The 20,598-nt window shown below is 71.9% G+C and carries 23 protein-coding genes; 8 read left to right on the forward strand and 15 right to left on the reverse strand.

Going from position 1 to position 20,598, the window contains the following annotated elements; translation table 11 throughout:
- Positions 1–4 precede the first annotated feature (4 nt).
- Together CLV67_RS25350 and CLV67_RS25355 are read left to right on the forward strand one after the other, a co-directional pair.
- Positions 5–715, forward strand: a complete 711-nt coding sequence (locus tag CLV67_RS25350) for a response regulator transcription factor (RefSeq protein ID WP_106322710.1) — start codon at positions 5–7, stop codon at positions 713–715.
- Positions 712–1,716, forward strand: coding sequence for a sensor histidine kinase (locus CLV67_RS25355; RefSeq protein ID WP_106322544.1), 1,005 nt, complete (start codon positions 712–714; stop codon positions 1,714–1,716). The genes CLV67_RS25350 and CLV67_RS25355 overlap by 4 nt, the downstream gene beginning before the upstream one ends.
- A 77-nt stretch (positions 1,717–1,793) precedes the next feature.
- Here the strand turns inward: CLV67_RS25355 and CLV67_RS25360 are convergent, their stop codons facing one another.
- Positions 1,794–2,420: a hypothetical protein gene (locus tag CLV67_RS25360; RefSeq protein ID WP_146169286.1), complete on the reverse strand. Its 627-nt coding sequence runs from the start codon at positions 2,418–2,420 to the stop codon at positions 1,794–1,796.
- On the reverse strand, positions 2,417–2,713 hold the full coding sequence (locus tag CLV67_RS25365) for a hypothetical protein (RefSeq protein WP_106322546.1): 297 nt from the start codon (positions 2,711–2,713) through the stop codon (positions 2,417–2,419). Before CLV67_RS25365 ends, CLV67_RS25360 begins: the two co-directional genes overlap by 4 nt.
- 113 nt (positions 2,714–2,826) lie before the next feature.
- On the opposite strand from CLV67_RS25365, the gene CLV67_RS25370 reads away from it, so the two are divergent.
- Positions 2,827–3,459, forward strand: coding sequence for a sugar O-acetyltransferase (locus CLV67_RS25370; RefSeq protein WP_106322547.1), 633 nt, complete (start codon positions 2,827–2,829; stop codon positions 3,457–3,459).
- Here CLV67_RS25370 and CLV67_RS25375 read toward each other — a convergent pair.
- From CLV67_RS25375 to CLV67_RS25400, 6 genes are all read right to left on the reverse strand, one after another.
- On the reverse strand, positions 3,411–4,013 hold the full coding sequence (locus CLV67_RS25375) for a hypothetical protein (RefSeq protein ID WP_106322548.1): 603 nt from the start codon (positions 4,011–4,013) through the stop codon (positions 3,411–3,413). The two genes, CLV67_RS25370 and CLV67_RS25375, sit on opposite strands and share 49 nt — an antisense overlap.
- Positions 4,010–5,353 carry a hypothetical protein gene (locus tag CLV67_RS25380; protein ID WP_106322549.1) on the reverse strand — a complete coding sequence of 448 codons (1,344 nt, stop codon included), beginning with the start codon at positions 5,351–5,353 and terminating at the stop codon, positions 4,010–4,012. The genes CLV67_RS25375 and CLV67_RS25380 overlap by 4 nt, the downstream gene beginning before the upstream one ends.
- Positions 5,350–6,147, reverse strand: a complete 798-nt coding sequence (locus CLV67_RS25385; RefSeq protein ID WP_106322550.1) for an ABC transporter ATP-binding protein — start codon at positions 6,145–6,147, stop codon at positions 5,350–5,352. Before CLV67_RS25385 ends, CLV67_RS25380 begins: the two co-directional genes overlap by 4 nt.
- Positions 6,148–6,171: 24 nt before the next feature.
- Positions 6,172–6,975 (reverse strand): cupin domain-containing protein, encoded by an 804-nt coding sequence (locus CLV67_RS25390; protein ID WP_106322551.1) that lies wholly within the window; start codon positions 6,973–6,975, stop codon positions 6,172–6,174.
- A complete protein-coding gene (locus CLV67_RS25395) occupies positions 6,972–7,523 on the reverse strand; it encodes an RNA polymerase sigma factor (protein WP_239166300.1) in 552 nt (183 codons plus the stop codon). Before CLV67_RS25395 ends, CLV67_RS25390 begins: the two co-directional genes overlap by 4 nt.
- Before the next feature lie 329 nt (positions 7,524–7,852).
- Complete coding sequence (locus tag CLV67_RS25400; RefSeq protein WP_106322553.1) at positions 7,853–8,197, reverse strand: hypothetical protein; 345 nt, start codon at positions 8,195–8,197, stop codon at positions 7,853–7,855.
- Between the two features lie 88 nt (positions 8,198–8,285).
- On the opposite strand from CLV67_RS25400, the gene CLV67_RS25405 reads away from it, so the two are divergent.
- On the forward strand, positions 8,286–9,566 hold the full coding sequence (locus tag CLV67_RS25405) for a prolyl oligopeptidase family serine peptidase (RefSeq protein ID WP_239166299.1): 1,281 nt from the start codon (positions 8,286–8,288) through the stop codon (positions 9,564–9,566).
- 13 nt (positions 9,567–9,579) lie between these two features.
- On the opposite strand, the gene CLV67_RS25410 is transcribed toward CLV67_RS25405, so the two are convergent.
- A complete protein-coding gene (locus tag CLV67_RS25410) occupies positions 9,580–10,317 on the reverse strand; it encodes an SDR family oxidoreductase (protein ID WP_106322555.1) in 738 nt (245 codons plus the stop codon).
- A 79-nt stretch (positions 10,318–10,396) separates the two neighbouring features.
- On the opposite strand from CLV67_RS25410, the gene CLV67_RS25415 reads away from it, so the two are divergent.
- Together CLV67_RS25415 and CLV67_RS25420 are read left to right on the forward strand one after the other, a co-directional pair.
- Positions 10,397–11,029, forward strand: a complete 633-nt coding sequence (locus CLV67_RS25415) for a TetR-like C-terminal domain-containing protein (protein WP_106322556.1) — start codon at positions 10,397–10,399, stop codon at positions 11,027–11,029.
- 377 nt (positions 11,030–11,406) lie between these two features.
- Positions 11,407–11,643, forward strand: a complete 237-nt coding sequence (locus tag CLV67_RS25420) for a DUF4229 domain-containing protein (protein ID WP_106322557.1) — start codon at positions 11,407–11,409, stop codon at positions 11,641–11,643.
- On the opposite strand, the gene CLV67_RS25425 is transcribed toward CLV67_RS25420, so the two are convergent.
- Together CLV67_RS25425 and CLV67_RS25430 are read right to left on the reverse strand one after the other, a co-directional pair.
- Positions 11,625–11,963, reverse strand: coding sequence for a hypothetical protein (locus CLV67_RS25425; RefSeq protein ID WP_106322558.1), 339 nt, complete (start codon positions 11,961–11,963; stop codon positions 11,625–11,627). The two genes, CLV67_RS25420 and CLV67_RS25425, sit on opposite strands and share 19 nt — an antisense overlap.
- A 55-nt stretch (positions 11,964–12,018) precedes the next feature.
- Entirely contained in the window at positions 12,019–12,345 is a 327-nt protein-coding gene (locus tag CLV67_RS25430; RefSeq protein WP_106322559.1) for a TraR/DksA family transcriptional regulator, read from the reverse strand.
- Positions 12,346–12,643: 298 nt separating this feature from the next.
- On the opposite strand from CLV67_RS25430, the gene malQ reads away from it, so the two are divergent.
- A complete protein-coding gene (gene malQ / locus CLV67_RS25435) occupies positions 12,644–14,455 on the forward strand; it encodes a 4-alpha-glucanotransferase (protein ID WP_106322560.1) in 1,812 nt (603 codons plus the stop codon).
- A gap of 807 nt (positions 14,456–15,262) precedes the next feature.
- Positions 15,263–15,982 (forward strand): SDR family NAD(P)-dependent oxidoreductase, encoded by a 720-nt coding sequence (locus CLV67_RS25440; protein WP_106322561.1) that lies wholly within the window; start codon positions 15,263–15,265, stop codon positions 15,980–15,982.
- 291 nt (positions 15,983–16,273) lie between these two features.
- Here CLV67_RS25440 and CLV67_RS25445 read toward each other — a convergent pair whose 3' ends face one another.
- From CLV67_RS25445 to CLV67_RS25460, 4 genes are read right to left on the reverse strand one after another with little or no spacing between them, the layout of a single operon-like run.
- Positions 16,274–16,603 carry a DUF4387 domain-containing protein gene (locus tag CLV67_RS25445; RefSeq protein WP_106322562.1) on the reverse strand — a complete coding sequence of 110 codons (330 nt, stop codon included), beginning with the start codon at positions 16,601–16,603 and terminating at the stop codon, positions 16,274–16,276.
- Entirely contained in the window at positions 16,596–18,065 is a 1,470-nt protein-coding gene (locus CLV67_RS25450; protein WP_106322563.1) for an acyclic terpene utilization AtuA family protein, read from the reverse strand. Before CLV67_RS25450 ends, CLV67_RS25445 begins: the two co-directional genes overlap by 8 nt.
- Positions 18,062–19,693, reverse strand: coding sequence for an FAD-binding dehydrogenase (locus CLV67_RS25455; protein WP_106322564.1), 1,632 nt, complete (start codon positions 19,691–19,693; stop codon positions 18,062–18,064). Before CLV67_RS25455 ends, CLV67_RS25450 begins: the two co-directional genes overlap by 4 nt.
- Positions 19,690–20,598 (reverse strand): NAD(P)-dependent oxidoreductase, encoded by a 909-nt coding sequence (locus tag CLV67_RS25460; RefSeq protein ID WP_106322565.1) that lies wholly within the window; start codon positions 20,596–20,598, stop codon positions 19,690–19,692. The genes CLV67_RS25455 and CLV67_RS25460 overlap by 4 nt, the downstream gene beginning before the upstream one ends.

Here is a 20,598-nt window from a genome sequence, read left to right on the forward strand (position 1 = left end):
CGGGATGGGGCATCGGGTGCTGGTCGTCGACGACGACCCCACGGTCAGCGACGTCGTCCGGCGTTACCTGCTGCAGGACGGCTGCGACGTCGAGCTGGCCGGCGACGGTGCCGACGGCCTCGCGGCGATCGCGGCCCGGCGGCCCGACCTCGTCGTCCTCGACCTCATGATGCCCGGCATCGACGGCCTCGAGGTGTGCCGCCGGATCCGCCGCCAGCTGCCCGACCTGCCGGTCATCATGCTCACCGCCCTCGGCGAGGAGGCCGACCGGGTCCTCGGGCTCGAGGTCGGCGCCGACGACTACGTGACCAAGCCGTTCTCGCCCCGCGAACTCGTGCTGCGGATCCGTTCGGTGCTGCGCCGCACCGCAGCCCATGCCCCGAACCCGGCGGCCCCGCTGAGACTCGTCGACGCGGAGCTGACGGTCGACACCGCCCGGCGCGTCGCCGACCTGAACGGCGCGCCGCTCGCGCTGACCGTCCGCGAGTTCGACCTGCTGGTGCACCTCATGCGCCATCCGGGTCGCGCCTGGTCGCGCGCGGAGCTGCTGGACAAGGTCTGGGGCTGGCAGTTCGGTGACCAGTCGACCGTGACCGTCCACGTGCGCCGGTTGCGCGAGAAGATCGAGCCGAACCCAGCTGAACCCAGCCGCATCCGCACCATCTGGGGCGTCGGATACCGCTACGACCCGCTCGACGAGGAGACCGGCCGGTGAACGACACGCTGCTCATCGGGCTCTACGCCCTCGCGGCCGGGGGAGTCGTGGGCCTGGCTGGTGCCGGGGTGCTCCGGCTCCTGCGCGGGCGGTCGATCTTCGTCCACGTGCTGGTGCTGATCGCCGTGACCGTGGTCGCCGTGGTGGCCGGAGTCGCCACCGTCGCCCAGGCGATGTTCCTGTCGCCGCACGACCTGTGGGTCGTGCTCGTCACGGTGACAGCGTCCGCGCTGGTCAGCCTCGGTGTCGGCGCGGTCTTCGGCAGGCGGCTCGCCACCTCGGCGGTCTGGGCGCAGGCGGCCCGCGACCGCGAGCGGCGGCTGGAGGCCGGCCGGCGGGAACTCGTCGCCTGGGTGTCGCACGACCTGCGTACCCCGCTGGCCGGGCTGCGGGCGATGGCCGAGGCTCTGGAGGACGGCATCATCGACGACCCGGCCACCGTCGGCGAGTACCACCGCCGGATCCGGGTGGAGACCGACCGGATGACCCAGCTCGTCGACGACCTGTTCGAACTGTCCCGGATCAACGCGGGCGCGCTGCGGCTGGCGCCCACGGCCGTACCGCTGCGGGAGATCGTCTCCGACGCCCTCGCCGGGGTGGCCCCGCTGGCCGCGAGCCGCCGGATCCACCTGGTGGCCGCGGAGAGCGGCTGGCCCGTCGTCCGCGCCGGCGAACGCGAACTTGCCCGGGTCGTCAGCAACCTGCTGATCAACTCGGTCCGGTACACCCCCGAGGACGGCACGGTGCACATAGCCGCGGGCCACGAGCACGACGACGTCTGGCTGTCAGTGTCGGACACATGCGGCGGCATCCCCGAGGACGATCTGGACCGAGTCTTCGACGTCGCCTTCCGCGGCGAACGAGCCCGGACCCCGGGCGCCGGCGGCGGCCTGGGCCTGGCGATCGTCCGCGGCCTGGTCGAGGCCCACGGCGGCCGCGTCGGCGTACGCAACACCGGCAGCGGTTGCCGCTTCGAGGTCCGCCTACCAGTAGCCCGCTGATCACGGCAATCCCGGCGATCTTGTGAGGTCGGGGTCGTTCACCGGGCGTAACCGCACAAGATCTCCCCAGGTGGTGACTAGAAGCAGCCCCACCGGTCGACGGCGGCTGACACACCCACGTAGGCGCGGACCGTGACCCGCTTCTCCAGCCCGCCCACGAAGACGCCGGTCAGCCGGGCGTGGCCCTCCAGCACGACGAGCCGTTCCAGGCCGGGCGCCGCCATCACGATCAGGTCGCCGACCGACTCGGCGCCGGCGAGCAGTGCCGCGAGCTGAAAGCACCAGTCCGTGCCGAGTTCGGTGACCCACTGCGGCAGCCGCCCGGAACGCAGTGTGGCCGGCACGTCCGCCGGCCGCCGGGAACCTCCGGACAACTCGTTCCAGTACGAGTAGTCGATGTACCGCACCCGAGCGAGGACATCCGGCGGCAGCACACCGTGGTACCAGTCCACCCGCTCCGGAAAACCCTCGAACATCCCGCCCTCACGCCACCCGCGGGCGGTCGCCAGAGCGCGCTCGCGAGCCAGGTTCTCCAGGTCAGAGTCAAGGTCCGGATGTCGTACGAGACGCGAGCCGCCCACTTCGGCGAGTGCCGCGCGTACGCCCGCCCCGAACCGTTCCGAGTCGATCTCACCGCGCAGGAACGCCAGCACGACCTCGGGCTCGCCGACGGGCCGGAAGCCGCTCGGCACCGCTGGACTCACGCGGGCGCGTGCTTGGCGACGTATACGGCGAACGGGTCCAGGCCGACCTCGGCGCGCAGCTCATCCATCCGCCCGGGATCGCGGCACGGCCACGGCAGGGGCGCGCCGTCGACGAGCTCCGCGGTCGGCCACCCGTATTCGTCGAGGATCGCCGCGAGCCGGTCGCCGTTGCGGGTGGTGACCCGCCGGTGGGTCAACTGGGCGGAGAGGTCGTCGCCGAGTGCTCCGGCCTGCAGCCGCCGGTCCCCGTCGGTCATGTCGATCAGTTCGCGGGCCAGTGCCTCGTCAACCATGAGCCCACGCTAGACAACACCGCGTCGATCCCGGCCGGCATCCGGCAGAGGACTAGGCGAGTGACTATCGATCATACTTGTAGAGGCGGTAGACAGCACCGGGAGCGCAGCCGATGAGTGACCATGACGAGGTGCTGGGGCGGATCCGGAGCGGGCTGCTCTACACCGAGTCCGAAGCCGCGTTCCAGAACTCTCGGCGGCGGGCGGACCTGATCTTCGAGTACAACGGCACGCGGCCGGGGGACGCCGAGGTACGCCGGGAGCTGCTGGAGCGGATCCTCGGGTCGGTCGGTGCGCGGACCGTGCTGCTGTCGCCGTTCCACGCCGGATTCGGCAGCAACGTGCACATCGGCGACGACTTCTTCGGCAACGTCAACCTGACGTTCGTCGACGATGTGGAGATCCGCATCGGTGACGGTGTCATGATCGCGCCCGGTGTCACCCTGACCACGACCGGCCACCCGATCCACCCGGACCTGCGGGAGGACTTCCGCCGGTTCTCCGAGCCGATCGTGATCGAGGACCGGGTGTGGATCGGCAGCAACGTCGTGGTCCTGCCGGGGGTGCGGATCGGGTACGGCTCGGTCATCGGCGCCGGAAGCGTGGTGAGCCGCGACATCCCGCCGATGTCGGTCGCCGTCGGTGTCCCGTGCCGGGTGGTCCGGCCGATCACCGACGACGACCTCACGAGCCGGGTTCAGGCCGTGGAACCGGCGTCACGCAGCGCCGGCCCGCGTACCGCGTAGACGACCAGCCCGGCGACCGCGACGACCGTCGCGGTGACCGCCGCGGCCCGGTTGTCGTGCGGCTGTGACTGCCAGGTGAGGATCTGACCGGCCACCGCGGTCCCGCCGTACGGGAGCATGAGGGCCGGCAGCGTCCAGGCCAGCGGCAGGAACCACGATCGGGCCGCGCCGAGGACGACCGCGCCCAGGGCGGTCAGGCCGATCAGTCCGGCCGCGTCCCTCAGGACCAGTGCGGCCGGGCCGAACCGGGCCATGGTCACCAGCGTCACCAGCACCAGCGCGAGGATGACCGCCAGCGCCGCGAGCAGGTGCGCCGCGCGCAGGGGTGGCCAGCTGCGGGAGCTGGTGCGTTCGAGCGCGTCGTCGGGGCCGCCCAGGGTGTGCGCCGACGACGCGGCCAGCAGCAGTACCAGCAGTACGACCATCGTGAGGTCGGCGTCGCGGGTCTCGGAGAAGGCCGCCACCACCGACCACATCAGGACCGTGCCACCCGCCGCCGCTGTCAGGGCCGCCGGTACGCGCCTCGACCGCAGATGCAGCGCCAGGTATCTCACCGGTTGCTCCCGTCCAGCAGCCCGGTCGCGTCGCGGCACTCCAGAGCGGCCTCGCGGACGGCGACGACCCGGGCGAGCGCCTCCTTCTCGGGCAGCTGCCGCAGCTTCTCCCACAGTTGCGCCGCCTCGGCGTCGAAGCTGAGCGGGTTCGGGTCGCCGGGTCCGGCGGTGATCTCGGGGTCGTCCGGGTCGCGGACCGGTTCACGGCCGGAGATCCAGGCACCCGCCGCCCGCTCGACCGGCACGTCGAAGCCGTCGGGGCATCCCACCGCGCTCGCCCCGCCGGCGTCCAGCATCCGGATCAGCATGGTGTCGGTGTCCTTCAGGTGGCCGTCGCTGTCGACGTCCAGATCGAAGGCGACGGTGTCCGCTCCGTACCGCACGATGGTCTTCTCGTCGAGATAGGTGTTGGTGTTCTCCTGGGCCCTGGTCGGCGGGTCGGGCAGCTTCGCCAGCAGCGACAGGGCCTGCCGGGCGTGCGGGGTGACCTCGTCGAGCAGGCCGGCGTGCACCCGGCTCACGCACACCTGCGGCGCGTCGTCGGTGCACACCAGCTGCTGCGCGACCGGGTCGAAGGTCATGCGCTGGTGGTCGTGCGGGATGACGGCGGCGCTGAGTGCCAGACCGAGCGCGATCGGCAGCAGCGCGGCGGCACGCGTGCGCCACCGGTTCGCGGCCACCACGATCGCGGCGGCCGTGGCGACGCCGATCGCCAGGATCGCCTGTGCCGCGCTCACCTCGCCCGGCACGGTCTGGTAGTCGCTGAGCAGGTCCATGGCCCAGGCCGGCGAGGAAAGGCTGGCCAGCCACTGCTTCTCGAGGCCCAGGGGAAGCGCCAGGACGGCCAGGAAACCCACGACGGCCAGCGCAGGAGCCGTCACGGGGCGCGGCACCAGGCGGCCCACGGCCAGGCCGATCCAGGCTGACGCGACCACCGCGAGTACACCGACCGTGACCACACCGAACACCGTGGCGGGCAGGTAGCGGGCCGTCGCGGCGATCCAGGGCGCGGTCACCGCCAGCACCAGCAGGTACGCCAGGCCGGCCGCGCCACCGACCGCGGTCAGGGTCAGCAGCGCCCGCTGGTGAGCGGGCCGGGGTGTGCCGGCGAACAGTTCCGCCACGTTCGCCCGGCGCTCGCGGTGCGCCAGCCAGGCGCCGACGGCCAGGGCGAGGGGACAGAGCAGCATGAGGTACGACCGTTGCGTCATCGCCAGCGCCATCCACCCGACCGCCCACTCACCCCTGACGAGGTACAGCGCGACCGCGCCGACCAGCAGGATCAGCGCCGCACCCGGAACGCCGAAGCGGCGTACCTGCACCGACAGGACACGGCTCATGCCACACCGCCCCGGTGGCGGCGCAGCAGCGCCGAGTAGCCCCGCTCGGCCGGGCTGAACCCGGCGTCGCCCTGGTCACCGTGGGCGATCAGCGCTTCCGGGCCACCCTGGAAGACCAGCTTGCCCTCGCTCATCAGGATGACGTCGGTGCAGGCCGCGACCACGTCCTCGACCAGGTGCGTGGAGACCAGGACGCAGCTGTCGACGCCGATGTCGGCGAGCAGGTCACGGAAGTCGAGGCGCTGCTCCGGGTCGAGGCCCACGGTCGGCTCGTCGAGCAGCAGCACCTGCGGGTCGTTGACGATGGCCTGCGCGATACCGGCCCGGCGCACCATGCCGCCGGACAGTGTCTTCATCTTCGCGTCCGCCTTGGCGGTCAGCCCGACCCGCTCGATGGCCCGCTGCGCGGCACCGGGGATCGCGGGCTTCGGCACCTCCTTGAGCCACGCCATGTACTCGACGAACTCGCGCACCGTGAACCGCGGGTAGAACCCGAAGTCCTGTGGCAGGTAGCCGAGTCCACGACGGGCCCGGCGCAGGTCGGCGCGGCCGCTCACCGTCTCGCCGAGCAGCGTGAGCTGCCCGCCGGACGGCTTCAGCACGGTCGCGAGCGCCCGCATCAGGGTCGTCTTCCCGGCGCCGTTCGGGCCGAGCAGGCCGTGCACCCCCGTCTGGAGCCGCAGGTCGAGCCCGTCGACGGCCAGGTGCCGGCCGGCCTTGACCCTCAGCTGCTCCGCGTGCACGGCCCACGCGTACGTGGCCGGCGCCGTCTCGGCCGCACTTATCGTTCGCATCGTGTCCCCTTCGGTGTTGCGCGGTCAGTTGCCGCTGCTCAGGCGGCGGAAGAGATCGGCGCGGGCGGCCGTGAGGGCGGCCATCGCGCAGGCGGCGAGAGCCCAGCCGGCGGCACCGCCCGGATGCAGCACCACGGGCAGTTCCGAGGTCACCAGGCTCGGCAGCACGACGGCCAGCGACCACACCGCGGCCAGCACGAGCACCGCCCGGCGCACACCGATCAGAGCGCCGAGCGCGATCGACGCGGCGGTGAACGCGAGGCTCGGGAACAACATCAGGGCCAGGGGAGCTCCGGTACGGGCTCCGGCGACCGCCAGCAGCGGCACCACCACGGCCAGCACCACCGCGGTGCGGCGCAGCAGCATGCCCAGCCCGGCCGCCGGTGTGCCGGCGATCAGCTCCCAGGCCGGGTCGGTGCGCCGGTTCCACGCGACGGCCACGCCGGGCAGTGGCGCGACCGGTGCCAGCAGCAGCACCAGCGACGGCAGCTCGGGCATCCCCAGCTGCAGCAGCACCGCACAGCCCAGCACGGCGGCCGTCATCGTGAGCCACGGCGCCAGGGTCACCACGAACCAGCGGCGGCTCGCCGCCGACCAGGCCCTTCGCCGGGGTACGGGCGACGGCCCGTCCGCGATGCCGCGGTCGATCCCGGCGGCGACCCGTTCCAGCAGCGCCAGCGTGTCGTCCGGCGCGTGCCCGGCCAGGTGGCCACGGCAGTCCGCGCAGGTCTCGAGGTGGGTCTCGACCGACCACACGTTCGCCTCGTCGAGTGCCGGGTCACCCTCGGCGTAGCGGGCGAGCACACCGGCGTCGGGGTGCGTGGTCATGACAGTGCCTCCCGCAGAGCGATCCGGGCCCGCCGCGCGCGGGACTTCACCGTGCCCTCCGGCACGTTGAGCATCAGGGCGGTGTCGCGGACCGACAGGCCGTCGAGGACCATGGCCCGCAGCACCTGCCGTACCTCGGGTGGGAGCCGCAGCAGCGCCTGTTCCAGGTCCTGGCCGACACGGCCGGCCATCACCTCGTCCTCGGCGGCGGGTGCGACCGTCTCGGCGGTCGGCACCGGCGGCGCCTGCGCCTGCCGGGCGCGGCGGCGGAACGCGTCGACCATCCGGTTCGCGGCGATCGTCCACAGCCAGCCGACCGCGCTGCCACCGGTGCCGCCGTCGGCGAAGCTGCCGGCCGCCCGCCACACCGCGAGGTAGGTCTCCTGCATGACGTCGGCCACCACGTCGGGGTCCGCGCACCGCCGGCGCAGCCGGACGGCGAGCCACGGCGACGTCCGCCGGTACAACTCGTCGAAGGCGCGCCGGTCCCCGGCGGCGGTACGGCGTACGAGTTCCCCCTCGTCCACCGCGTCCAGGCTCTCTTTCACGCCCTGATAGACGACCGCCGTACCGCGAACGGATCTTTTGTGACTGTGATCCACATCACTCATTGGCGCCGGACGCTTTGATGTACCCGTTGACCATCAGAGTCGTCGATGCGGGGGTGTCGGGATGGCCGAGCGTGAAGAATTGGCGACCGCGCTGCAGAAGCTGGCGTGGGAGGAGGCCCGCAGGCAGGCCTGACGGAGGCGGCCCCGCCGTGGGAGCCCGGCCTCACCCAGGAGCAGCGGCGGGAGGCCTGGCTGGCGACACTCGCCGCGCTCGATGCCATCCGGGCCGAGGTTGCCGGCCTGCCACCGGGGCCTAGAGTCCGCGCCTACCGGCCCTCGATGCGGCGGGCCTCGGCGTTGGCCCGCGCCACGATCTGCCGGGCCTCGTCCTCGGCGGCGGCCACGTGCGCGTGGGCCTGCTCCTCGGCCAGCCGGAGAATGTCCTCGACGCGTGTCCCGAGGCCGGAAAGTGTCGGCCTGGGCGTCTTCTTCACGTCGCCCGCGGTCGCGTCCTCGATGAGGCGCGCCCCCTGGGAGCGTCCGCCGAGGGCGAGCAGGGCCGCCCCCAGAGCGGCCGCGACCAGGCCCGGGATCACCGCCGGGTCACCGGCACTCGCGCCGGTCGCCAGGCCGCAGCCGCCGCCGATCAGGAATACGCCCCACCGCTTCACATCCGCATGCTATCGACGATCGCTGGTGAACCCTTCCGCCGCCCGGTGCGCACGTGATAGACCAACGTCGTTGTAACGGACGCGAAACATGGGAGTCGGCATGGTCACTCCGGTCAACCGTCGTACCGTTCTCCTGGCCGCGGGCGCGGGCGCCGCCGCCGGGCTGTCCCTACCGGTCACCGCTGCTCGAGCCCATGGGCGTACGGGCGCGAAGGTCGGCTTCACGCTCAACGCACGGGTGCTCGACGGCGGTGAGCAGATCGTGTCGATCACGCTCGGTGCCACCCGGCTCGGCCCGATCGATCCGGCGAGCCTGACGACCGGCACCTTCGCGGTGCACGCCAGGGCCACCAGCCCGATTCCGATCGCCGAGGGAGATCAGATCTTCAGCGAGTACGACGTGGACCGCCCCGTGACGGCGATCCGCCTCGACCGCCGGGGTGACATCGTGCTCGATCTCGCGTACGGCGAGGGTCAGGTCGGTGGCGGCACACTCGGCTACATCCTCAGCCGGGGCCGCAACGTCCGGCTCGACCTCGCGTACACGATCACGCAGACCGCCCCGATCCGGCGGCGTGACGGGCGCCCGGTCTCCATCGCGTCCTTCGTCCAGGGCAAGCTGCTCAACCCCGAGGTGGACGCGTTCAGTCACCACGTGTCCCGCTCGGGCATGAAGTACCGGCTCTACACGCCGGACCGCCGGGGCGCGCACGGGCCGCGTCCGGTGGTCGTCTGGCTGCACGGCGGGGGAGAGGGCGCTTCACTGCGCGACGACTACTACGACAACGAGACGACGCTGCGGGCCAACCGCGGCGCGCTCGGGTTCGCCACCCCGGAGGCGCAGCGGATCTTCTCCGGCGCGTACGTCGTGGTCCCGCAGAGCACCTCGTTCTGGATGGAGGACGGGTCGCGCTTCGCCCCGCTCATCCGCGAGATCGTCGCCGAGGTGGCGCGTCGGCATCCGGTCGACGAGCGGCGCGTCCACGTCGCCGGGTGCAGCAACGGCGGGTACATGAGCCTGAAGATGACCACCGTGTACCCCCGCCTGTTCGCCTCGTCCGTGCCGGTCTGCGGCATCGTGGCGTCGCTGACGCCGGGCGGCCCCCAGCTGATCACCGACGCCGAGCTGGCCGGGATCACCACGCCGACCTGGCTGATCACCTCACGCGACGACCCGACCGTCCCGCCCGAGCCGAACACCATCCACGCCCACGACCTGATTCCCCGATCCTTGATGACGTTGTACGACCAGGTCGTCTGGAACGGTCATCGCTTCAACGGCCACTGGTCGTGGATCTATCTGGCCCGCAACGACCCGAGCAGCAACGGCACCCGCGTCTGGCAGTGGATGGCCGCGCGCCGTCGCTGACCTCGTCGATCGGTCAGGCGGCGCCGCCGTTGGTGTAGAGGACCTGGCCGTTGATCCAGCGGCCGGGGCCGGCCACGAACGCGGTCACCTCGGCGATGTCCTCGGGCGTGCCGAGCCGCTCCATCGGGTTGAGGCTCGCGATGTGCTCGACGACCTGCTCGCTCTTGCCCTCGAAGAACAGCGGCGTGGCGGTCGGGCCGGGCGCGACGGTGTTGACGGTGATGTCACGGCCGCGCAGCTCACGGGCCAGCACCAGGGTCATCGCCTCGACGGCGCCCTTGGAGGCGGCGTACGGACCATAGGCCGGCGCCTGCAGCCGGGTCATCGAGGTCGAGAAGTTGATGATGGCGCCACCTGCCCGGACCTGTCTGGCGGCGAGCTGGCTGATGATGAAGGTGCCGCGCACGTTCGTACGCTGAATCCGGTCGAAGGTTTCGAGGTCCATCTCGGCGATCGGCGCGAGCGGCATGATGCCCGCGGTGTGGGCGATCACGTCGACGCCGCCGAAGGTGTCGGTGGCGTGCCGGAACAGTGCGGCCATCGCGTCGGGGTCGGCGACGTCACCGCCGAACGCGGTGGCCTGCCCGCCCGCTGCCTCGATGGCCTTCACGGTGTCCTGCGCCCTCGTCTCGTTGCCGCTGTAGTGCACGACCACGGCGACACCGTCCTTGGCCAGGCGCTCGGCGACGGCACGTCCGATGCCCCCGGAACCGCCGGTGACGATGGCGACGCGGGTGGTCTTCTCGGTCATGACGACTCCTCAGTCATATGAACTCGCTGTCCATATAAAGGTACTGCGATAAAAACAAGTTGTCCACTAATCTGGGTTCGTGACGTCCCAGCCCTCTCCGCGGCGCGGCCGTGGCCGCCGGCCGGCCGCCGAGGTCCGCGAGGGGGTGCTGCGCGCCGCCGCCGGTCTGCTGCTCGCCGAGGGGGTCAAAGCCGTCACCTTCGACCGGGTCGCCGCGGCGGCCGGATCCAGCAAGGTGACCCTCTACAAGTGGTGGCCGTCGGCCGGCGCGCTCGCCGCCGAGGCGTACTTCACCCACAGCGAGCAACGGCTGGAGTTCCCGGACACCGGTGACCTGCGGGCCGACCTCACCGCGCAGATGCGGGCGTTCGTCCGCCTGCTCACCGAGGATCGCACCGGGCCGGTCATCGCCGGGCTCATCGGGGTCGCGCAGACCGACCCGGAGCTGTCCGCCGCCTTCTCCCGGCACTACTCCGGGCCGCGCCGGGCGCTCGCGCTGGCCACCTTCGAGAAGGCCCGCGCCCGGGGAGAGCTGCGCGACGATCTCGACCTGCGCATCCTCGTCGACCAGCTGTGGGGCGCCTGCTACCACCGCCTGCTCATCCCCGACGAGCCGCTGACCGAGGAGTTCGCGGTCGCCCTGGTCGACAACGCCCTCGACGGGGCGCTCGCCCGCCGGCCCGGCGACCCTGACGAAGCGCCGGCCGCATAGCGGCGTCCCGGCCGCACCGGCGGTGTCCCGGCCGCACCGGCGGTGTCCCGGCCGCCATCAATGCGGCAGATCTTGTGAGGTTCGGGTCGAGTTGTCGGCCGAACCTCACAAGATCTGCCGCCAGGAAGGCGAAGCGGTAGAAGGGAAGGCGATCTTGTGAGGTTGCGCCGTCAGATCAGCCGCAAACGCACAAGATCTGCTGCGAGCGGGGGCGAGCATCCAAGATCGGCGGGTGGCGGGTGGCGGGTGGCGGGTGGCGGGTGGCGGGCGCGTTCGGTGCGGCGGGAGCAGAGGTCGAGGCCGAGTGAGATGCGGGGGCCGCGGTGGTAACGCCTACCCTGGGGAGCTGTCACGTCTTCCAGGTCCGAGGTATCCGCATGCGCTCCGTCGTTCAGCTGTTCGCTCTCCGCCTCCTGTACTTCTCGCTGGTCTTCGGGGTGCTCACCGTCGCGCCGCTGGAGCTTGACCTGATGCTCCGGGTCCTGATCGCCTTCGCGGTCAGCATGGTTCTGTCGGTCTTCCTGCTGCGGCGCAACCGGCAGGAGGTCGCCGAGAAGGTGGTGACCACGGTCGACGCCCGCCGGGAGCGGCGCCGTCAGTCGCCGAAGGGCTGACCCAGCGGCGGGACCGGCACCGAGACCCAGACGACGCTGCCGGTTCCGGCCGGATGGGCGCCGCGCACATGCCCGCCGGCCGAGGTGGCCGGTGCGGGATCAGCCGCGGTCCGGCGGAGAACCTCGACGAGTACGGTGTCGTCGCGGTGGCTCAGGATCAGTTCACCGCCGCGCGGATTCTCCCGGACCAGCCCGGCGGCGACCGCCAGGACGTCGTCGACCTGTTCGCGGGGCAGCCGGCCGTCGAGAAATCGGCGGATCGGCTCGCGAATGCCCGTACCGCCGAGGTCGTCCGGAAACGACAGCCACAGTGAGTCCATGAACGGCCCCTGATCATCGTGTGATGCCGGGGCCGCCGTGGCGGCCCCGGCGCTGTCAGCCGTGGTGTTTCTGCTGGCAGGGCACGCAGAACCGGGCGTGCGGCAGCACCCGCAACCGCTCTGCCGGGATCGGGGACTCGCAACGCTCGCAGCGTCCGTAGGTGCCGTCGGCGATCCGGCGCAGCGCGCCGGTGATCAGCTCCAGGCTCCGGCGGGTGTCCGCCAGCAGTGCCGCCCGGTCGTGGGCCTGGGAGGGGTCACCGGTGTCGGCGTTGATCTCGGTGAGTTCTTTCAGACGGGTCGTCTGGAACGCGAAGTCCTCACTCAGCGACGTTCGCAAGGCGCTGTGATCCTGCCCGGGAGATGCGATGTCGATACTCATCGTCGGAACGCTCCTGTAAGAAGTCGAAAGGCCGGAAAACAAAAAAGGCCGAAGCTGATCAGCTTCGCCCTGGCGGTGGATCTACGATGCGGATCCGCCGGTGGGCCACGACCGGTCGGGACCGGGCTCGGCAAGAGGTGCCGGCGGGCAGCACGAACAGCCGTCACCACGGTGACGGCCGTCGAGCGCGAACCCGCTGAAGGCATCCGACCACCATAGGCAGCCGATCCGGGTCCTGCAACGCGCTTGCACCGCGACGGGGACCGGCGAGCACCCTGGCGCCTCGACCGTCACAGTCATGAGCACCTACGGGATCGTTCCGGGTTACACCGACGCCTTCGGTATTCACCGTGGGGTCGCCGACCGTACGAGCGAAGCGCTCCTCGCCCGGTTCCGGCGCAGCCGCACGGCCGGCGCGGACGTCGTGATCGCCACGCCCGGCCGCCCGCATCCACGGCTTTTCGGCAAGGTCGAGATGGAGGACGGCGCCGTCGTGCGGGTCGAGGGCACCGTGGACCGGCCCGGCTACCACCGGCTCACCACCGACGACGGTGCCGAGCACCTGCTGCTGGCCGCACCGGAGCGGCTGTCGCAACCGCCGCGCACGGCCGGGCTGGCCGTTCAGCTGTACGCCGCCCGCAGCCGCGACTCGTGGGGGATCGGCGACTTCCGGGACCTGGCGCTGATCGCGCGGACCGTCGCCGCACGCCGGGCCGGGGTGCTGATGGTCAGCCCGGTGCACGCGATGGCTCCGGTTGCTCCGGCGCTGAACTCCCCGTACAGCCCGGCAAGCCGTTTGTGGTTGAACGTCCTGCACATCGCACCCGGTGAAGCCCCCGGCGCCGAACTCGCCGACCTCTCCGACCTGGCCCGTGAGGGCCGTGCCCTGAACGCCACCCGGCGGATCGACCGTGACGCGGTGACCCGGATCAAGACGGCTGCCCTCGAACGGATCTGGGCCGTGGCCCGCCTCGACGAGCCGGCGGAGTTCCGGGCGTGGGCGGACGATCGCGCCCGGGATCTGACCACGTTCGCGACCTGGTGCGTTCTGGCGGAGACGTACGGCGGTGACTGGCGGACCTGGCCCGGCGTGTACGCGCATCCGGACAGTCCGGCCGTCGCCGTGTTCGCCGCCGATTGCGCCGACCGCGTCCGCTTCCACATGTGGTGCCAGTGGGTGGCCGACCGGCAGCTGGCCGTCGCCTGCCGCAGCGGGGTGGAGGTGTGCCTGGACGTGGCCGTCGGGTTCGACTTCGGCTCCGCCGACGCGTGGCAGTACCAGGACCTGCTCGCCTTCGACTTCGAGGTCGGCTGCCCGGCCGACCCGTGGAACCGCGAGGGCCAGCGCTGGACGCTGCCGCCGTTCGACCCGCACGCCCTGGCCGCGGCCGGGTTCGCGCCGTTCGTCGCGCTCGTGCGGGCCGGGCTGCGGCACGCCGGTGCGCTGCGCATCGACCACGTCATGCAGCTGTGGCAGCTGTTCTGGGTGCCGGTCGACGGCACGGTCGCCGAGGGCGCGTATGTGCGTTATCCCGTCCACGAGCTGCTCGCCGTGCTGCGGATCGAGGCGGACCGGGCCGGGGCGTGGATCGTCGGTGAGGACATCGGCACCGTGGAGCCGGAGGTCCGCGAGACGATGGCGTCGATTGGCATGCTCGGCTACCGCACCGAGACCGGCACGCGGGCCGCGGGCAATCCGGAGAACTCGATGGGCGCCGCGAGCACCCACGATCAGGCCACCATCGCCGGCATCCTGACCGGTGCGGACGTCGCCGCGATGGAGCGGATCGGCAAGGCGTACGACCCGGTGTTCGCCGAGGCCACCCGGCGCGAGCTGTGCGAGCAGGCCGGCGTCGACCCGGCCGGGCCGATCGGTGACGACCAGATCCGGGCCGCGATCCTCGCCGAGTACCGGGTGCTCGCCGCCTGCCCGTCCCGGGTCGTCGTGGCCACGCTCGACGACGCCGCGGGTGTCGCCGACCGGCCGAACATGCCGGGCACCGTCGACGAGTATCCGAACTGGCGGATCGCCCTGCCCGCGCCGGTCGAGGACCTGCTGGCCGCCCCACTGGCCGGGGAGGTCCTGGCTACCCTGACCCGGCACCGCTGACGGCGTCCGGAGCCGGGTCTCCGCGCCGGACCGCGAGCCGTACCTCAGACGCCTTCCGGCCGGGCCATTGCGTGGCTCAGGTACGGCTCGCGGGGCCTCGCGACGGCCGGCGCACACCCGACGTCGGCGTGCGATCCGGCCGTCGCCACACCGGACCCTGACCGCTATGGGTGTTCCGAGTGCCTGCGCCGAGGGTTCGCGGATGTCGCCAGCGCGCCCTGCCGCATCGCACATCGTCGTTCTGTGTGCGCCGGATGAGGCGGGGTCCGGGGCCGCTGCGTTCCGTGGACCGCGGGGCGGGCCCGATACGCCACGGGTGCCGAGGCCCTCATCTGATCGGCTGGCTATGGCCCGGCACCTTTCCCAGCCAAGTCGATCGGCTGGCAGTGGTTCGTGCACCCTTTGCCGGCTGTGTTGATCGGTCGGCGGCGGCTTTGGCACCCTTCCCGTCCAAGTTGATCGGTCGGCAGTGGTTCACGCACCCTTTGCCGGCTGTGTTGATCGGTCGGCGGCGGCTTTGGCACCCTTCCCGTCCAAGTTGATCGGTCGGCAGAGGTTCATGCACCCTTTGCCGACCGAGTTGATCGGCCGGCGGCGGTTCACGCAGCCTTCCCGGCCCGGGAGACAGCCATAACACGCAGTCCGCCGCCGAAAACGGGCCAAAACGATCATCCAGTACCACACCAAGGCCGTCACCAGACCCGGCCCGGATCGCGGGGATGGTCGTCCTGGCCGCGGTCCCGGTCCGGGCGCCGCCGGCCGGCGGTCGGGTCGTGCCAGACTGGCATCGGCTGACGGGGGGGGCACATGACGCGCATCTTCATCACCGGCTCCGCCGACGGGCTGGGCCGCCTCGCCGCGCGGACGCTGCTCGACGACGGGCACGAGGTGATCCTGCACGCCCGGGACACGCACCGGCTGACCGCGGTGAAGGACCTCGTTGACGCGGGCGCGGAGGCGGTCGCCGGTGACCTGTCCGATCCCGATCAGATCCGCGCCGTGGCCGCACAGGTCAACCGGCTCACCCCACCCGACGCCGTGATCCACAATGCGGGCCTCTACACCGGCGCGGCGATCATGCCGGTCAATGTGGTCGCGCCATACCTGCTCACGGCCCTGATCGCCGGGCCGAGCCGCCTCGTCTACCTCAGCAGCGGCATGCACCGTGGCGGCCGGGCCGACGTGACCGGTGTGGACTGGAGCGGAGGTCGGGCGGGATCGTATTCGGACAGCAAGCTGTTCGTCACCGCCCTCGCGTTCGCGGTCGCCCGTCGCCGGCCCGAGGTGCTGAGCAACGCCGTCGACCCCGGCTGGGTGCCGACCCGGATGGGCGGCCCCGGAGCACCCGACGACCTGCGACTCGGACACCTGACCCAGGAGTGGCTGGTCACCGGCGACGTGTCGGACACCGGCGGCTACTGGCACCACCAGCGCCGCCAGTCCCCACACCCGGCCGCCGGAGACGTCGACTTCCAGGATCGCCTGCTGCGGGCGCTGGCCGACTTCACTGGCGTACCACTGACCTGAAACGACCCTGCAGCCATGACAGCGGCGGTGCGGTCGCACCTAAAGGTGCGCTGTGTGCGCCGGCCGTCGCCTGGATCGGCGATACGTGACCACGATGCGGTTACGTGGGCCTTGAACGTTGTGATGGCGACGGCAAGGTCGCACGCTGCCATTATGTGTGCGCCTGCCGCCGCCGGGACGAGCCGCCGGGACGAGCCGCCGGGACGAGCCGCCGGGACGAGCCGCCGGGACGAGCCGCCGGGACGAGTGGCGGCCCGCCCGGCGACAGTACGGGCCGGGCAGCTGATCAGATCAGGTCACGGGGCCTGGGAGTGGGAAGAGGGCCAGGGGCACGTGATGCTGCCCGGCGTGGATGTCGCGGTCGCGCAGGCTGCCCTGCGGGACCGGGCGCGGGAACGAGATCTTCACGACGTCCAGTGCCGGGATGCGGAAGATCTGTACGGTGTCGGGCTCGACGCCGTACAGCCCGGCTATCACTGTCGCGTTGAGGTAGCCGGGATCCGCGACGATCGTGTAGCCGGCCGCGTCGCGCATGAACAGCTCCATCGTGACCCAGAACGGACCGGCGTTCTTGGAGCGGACCTCAAGGGCGAGATCGGCGATGGTACGGGTCTCAGGCATCGCCGTCCTCCGGCAGGTTGATGGCCACGGCGTCCGGGCGCCGGTGGGTGGCGTCGGCGTCCGGGCGCCGGTGGGTGGCGTCGGCGTCCGAGCGCGGGTTGATGGAGTCGGCGTCGGGCGGCAGGTTGAGGCGGAACATGCTGGTCGGGGAGTCCACGTCGACAGCGTGGTGCAGGGCGAACTCGTAGACCGCACCCCGCTCGGTCTCCGCCGGCGAGGTGGCGAACGCGAGGCTGGGCAGGTAGTTCATGTCGGGAGTGGGCAGGTGCAGCATGAGAGGGTTGGCGACCTTCGCGACAGCCGTGGCGGTCTGCTGGTCGGCGGCCCGTACGAGCAGCATGACGCCGACCTCCCGGGGCGGCCGCCGATCCGGTTCGATGCCGTCGAGGATCGCGTCGTGGCCGTACAGCCGCAGGTCGAAGGCGTAGTCCGAGCCGTCGAGGCCGAGGGTCCCGGAGACCCACTCGCCGATCATCTTGCGCATCAGGGCCGCCCACGTGTCGATCTGCCCGAGGATGTGCGGGTCCCGGATCGCGGTGAACGACATCGTCTCGTACCCGGTGATCCTCGCCCCTTCGAGTTTGATCGTGTGTTGTCCGGCCGGTACGAACCGGGACTTCGACACCCGCACCCGACGCGTGTCCAGGGCCTCGTAGACGGCCTCGGACACGTCGATCGTCCCGGCAGGCTCCCGCATGGTGAACGGGTTGACCGTCTCGTAGAGCATGTGCGCGGCAACCGACGTAGGCGTGCAGGCGTTGTCCGGGTCGAGCGGTTCGATGGTGAAGCCGTCGGCGTCGATGGTGGCCAGCACCCCGCCGGCACGCGGGTTGGTGGTGCACTGCCCGCCACACTCCACGATCTTCGCGGCGTGCCAGACCGGCCCGGGCGGCAGGCCCTTCATCAGCGGGAACGCGGCCGCGATCGCCGTGTCGGTGGCCCGCCCGGCGAGCACCACATCGGCCCCCGCCTCGAGCGCCGCCACGATCGGATCGTGGCCCATCATGCCGACGATGTGCCGGCAGCTCTCCAGCGTCGCCGCGTCGAGTGGCCCGGCCGGGGGCAGCGGCTTGATCCGGTCGAGCCGTGCCGCCAGGTCGTCGGCCCGCTGCTCGCTGTAGATCGTCGCGACCTTCAGATCCAGGCCCTCCTCAGCGAGGATGCCGTGGGTGATGCCGGCGACCCAGTCGACGCCCGAGTCGGTGCCGCTCGTGCCGCACGAGCCGATGATCAGCGGGATTCCGGCGGCCGAAGCGGCCCGCAGCAGCATTCGCATGTCGCGGGCGACGGCCGCGGCGGCGGTCTTCGCGATGCCGGCGCCCAGGTAGTACGGGCCGGAGTCGGTGGAGCCGCCGTCGACCGCGATGACGTCGGCGCCGAGCTCCAGGCCGCGCGTCAGCGTCTCGGGCGGGAACCCGGCCCCGAGCATCCCGGTCGGGGTGAGCACGCGTACTTCGTTCACAGAGACGTCCTTACTAGAGCGCGACCGACCTGCCGGCCGGAGAAGAGACAACCGCCCAGGAAGGTTCCTTCCAGGGCGCGACAGCCGTGCATGCCGCCGCCACCGAACCCCGCGGCCTCACCCGCGGCGTAGAGGCCGGGCACCGGCTCCCCGGACGCGGACAGGACCCGGCCGTCCAGATCGGTGTGCAGGCCGCCGAGTGACTTTCGGGTCAGAACATGCAGGCGTACGGCGATCAGCGGCCCGGCCGATCGATCGAGCAACCGGTGTGGTGCCACGGTGCGCATCAGCCGGTCGCCGCGGTGGTGCCGGAAGTCGCGGACCGCCGCGATCTGCAGATCCTTGGTGAACCCGTTGGCCAGCTGCCGGTCCCGCGCCTCGACCGTGCGCCGGACCCCGGCAGGGTCGAGCAGCGGCTCCGGGGTGAGCGCGTTCATGCCCGCGACCAGCTCGTCGAGGTCGTCGGCGACCACGAAGTCGGCCCCGTTGCGCTTGAACGCCTCGACCGGCGCCGGCGCTCCGGGACGGATCCGGCCGAGCACCTGGCGCACGCTGCGCCCGGTCAGGTCCGGGTTCTGCTCCGACCCGGAGAGCGCGAACTCCTTCTCGATGATCCGCTGGGTCAGTACGAACCAGCTGTGGTCGTACCCCGTGGCGCGCAGGTGGGCGAGCGTGCCGAGGGTGTCGAAGCCGGGGTACAGCGGAGCGGGAAGCCGATTGCCACGCGCGTCGAGCCACAGCGACGACGGTCCGGGCAGGATACGGATGCCGTGCCGCCGCCAGATCGGGTCCCAGTTCTCAATGCCCTCGACGTAGTGCCACATCCGGTCGGGGTTGATGATCGCACCACCGGCCCGCGCGGTGATCGCGAGCATCCGGCCGTCCACGTGGGCGGGAACGCCGCTGAGCATGTGCTCCGGAGGCGTGCCGAGGGCCGGGGGCCAGCTCCGTCGTACGAGATCATGGTCGCCTCCGATGCCGCCCGAGGTGACCACGACCGCCGGGGCCTCAAAGGCGAAGGTCCCGATCTCGGTACGGGAACTCGCCGCGCCCCGGGGAACGTCGTCGGCCTCCAGGACGCACCCGGCCACCCCGGTCACCACACCGCCGGTCGTGGTCAGCTCGTCGACGCGATGCCGGAACGCGAGCCGTACCCGCCCGTCGGCCACCGCCTGCCGCACGGCCGCGACGAACGGCTCCAGCACGCCCGGCCCGGTGCCCCACGTGATGTGGAAACGCGGCACCGAGTTGTTCGCCCGTTCCGCCCAGCCCACGACCGGGAACAACTTGATGCCCAGTTGCCGCAGCCAGGCCCGCTTCTCACCCGCGGCGAAGTCGACGTACGCCCGCGCCCAGCGCCGCGGCCACTCGTCCTCCGGCCGGTCGAAGCCCGCGTTGTCCAGCCAGTCCTGCCAGGCCAGCTCGTGCGAGTCACGGATGCCCATCCTGCGCTGCTCGGGCGAGTCGACGAGGAACAGCCCGCCGAACGACCAGAACGCCTGCCCGCCGAGGCTCTGCTCGGGCTCCTGGTCGACCAGGATGACCGACCGGCCCGCCGCGGCGAGTTCGGCGGTCGCGACGAGACCGGCCAGCCCGGCACCGACGACGATGACGTCCGCGCCGTTCACGGGACCAGCCCCACGGTGTGCGCGGGGTGCCCGGCGAGGGCGGCGACCAGCTCGCGGGCGCCCTCGATGCCGGCGTCGCGGCGGGCCTCGGCGGTCTGCCCGGCCATGTGCGAGAAGACCGTGATGCCGTCGACGCCGCGCAGCACGCTGCCGGCGGGCAGCGGCTCGGTCTCCGCGACGTCCAGGGCCGCCCCGGCGATCCGCCCGGTCCGGACGGCGTCGGCCAGCGCGTTCTCGTCGACGATCCCGCCACGCGCGGTGTTGATCAGGTGCGCGGTCGGTTTCATGCGGGCCAGCGCCGCGGCGTCGATCAGGTGCCGGGTCCGGTCGGTGAGCGCCGTGTGGATCGACACGAAGTCCGAGACCCGGAGCAGGTCCTCGAGGGGCAGACCGTCGGGCACGTTCATGCCGAACGCCTCGGCGAGCGGCCGCACCCGCTGAGCGACCGCACCCCGCCCGATGACGCCGAGCGTCTTGCCGCGCAGCTCGAAGCCGTCGCGCCGGGGCCAGCCGCCCGCCGTGACCCCGGCCGCCATCCGCACCAGGTCACGGGCCTGCACGAGCAGCAGCCCGATGGTGTACTCGGCGACCGCGTTCGCGTTGATGCCCGGCAGGTTGCTGACGGTGATGCCGAGCCGGTCCGCGGCCATGACGTCGACGGAGTCGTAACCGACGCCGGTACGCACGATCGCGCGGAGTCGCGAAGCGCGTCCGAGCACCTCGGCACTCATCGGCTCGTTGGCGATCAGCGCGCCCTCGACCCCGTCCAGCGCGGCGATCAGCTCCTCGGACGTGCGCTTCCCTCGCATCGGGTGGTGGCGGGTGGTGAAACCGAGCCCGGTCAGATAGTCGTCGACCTCGTCGCCCGGGGTCAGATAGTCGGTGGTGATCAGAATCGTCGGCAT

It is taken from the genome of Actinoplanes italicus (genome assembly GCF_003001815.1).
Classification (GTDB): Bacteria; Actinomycetota; Actinomycetes; order Mycobacteriales; family Micromonosporaceae; genus Actinoplanes; species Actinoplanes italicus.

Coding starts and splice junctions, on each gene's coding strand:
- CLV67_RS25385 (WP_106322550.1), bottom strand. CDS start 6,147: ATGCGAACGATAAGTGCGGCCGAGACGGCGCCGGCCACGTACGCGTGG.
- CLV67_RS25365 (WP_106322546.1), bottom strand. CDS start 2,713: ATGGTTGACGAGGCACTGGCCCGCGAACTGATCGACATGACCGACGGG.
- CLV67_RS25440 (WP_106322561.1), top strand. CDS start 15,263: ATGACGCGCATCTTCATCACCGGCTCCGCCGACGGGCTGGGCCGCCTC.
- CLV67_RS25390 (WP_106322551.1), bottom strand. CDS start 6,975: ATGACCACGCACCCCGACGCCGGTGTGCTCGCCCGCTACGCCGAGGGT.
- CLV67_RS25460 (WP_106322565.1), bottom strand. CDS start 20,598: ATGCCGACGATTCTGATCACCACCGACTATCTGACCCCGGGCGACGAG.
- CLV67_RS25410 (WP_106322555.1), bottom strand. CDS start 10,317: ATGACCGAGAAGACCACCCGCGTCGCCATCGTCACCGGCGGTTCCGGG.
- CLV67_RS25370 (WP_106322547.1), top strand. CDS start 2,827: ATGAGTGACCATGACGAGGTGCTGGGGCGGATCCGGAGCGGGCTGCTC.
- CLV67_RS25405 (WP_239166299.1), top strand. CDS start 8,286: ATGGGAGTCGGCATGGTCACTCCGGTCAACCGTCGTACCGTTCTCCTG.
- CLV67_RS25350 (WP_106322710.1), top strand. CDS start 5: ATGGGGCATCGGGTGCTGGTCGTCGACGACGACCCCACGGTCAGCGAC.
- CLV67_RS25425 (WP_106322558.1), bottom strand. CDS start 11,963: ATGGACTCACTGTGGCTGTCGTTTCCGGACGACCTCGGCGGTACGGGC.
- malQ (WP_106322560.1), top strand. CDS start 12,644: ATGAGCACCTACGGGATCGTTCCGGGTTACACCGACGCCTTCGGTATT.
- CLV67_RS25430 (WP_106322559.1), bottom strand. CDS start 12,345: ATGAGTATCGACATCGCATCTCCCGGGCAGGATCACAGCGCCTTGCGA.
- CLV67_RS25445 (WP_106322562.1), bottom strand. CDS start 16,603: ATGCCTGAGACCCGTACCATCGCCGATCTCGCCCTTGAGGTCCGCTCC.
- CLV67_RS25380 (WP_106322549.1), bottom strand. CDS start 5,353: ATGAGCCGTGTCCTGTCGGTGCAGGTACGCCGCTTCGGCGTTCCGGGT.
- CLV67_RS25420 (WP_106322557.1), top strand. CDS start 11,407: ATGCGCTCCGTCGTTCAGCTGTTCGCTCTCCGCCTCCTGTACTTCTCG.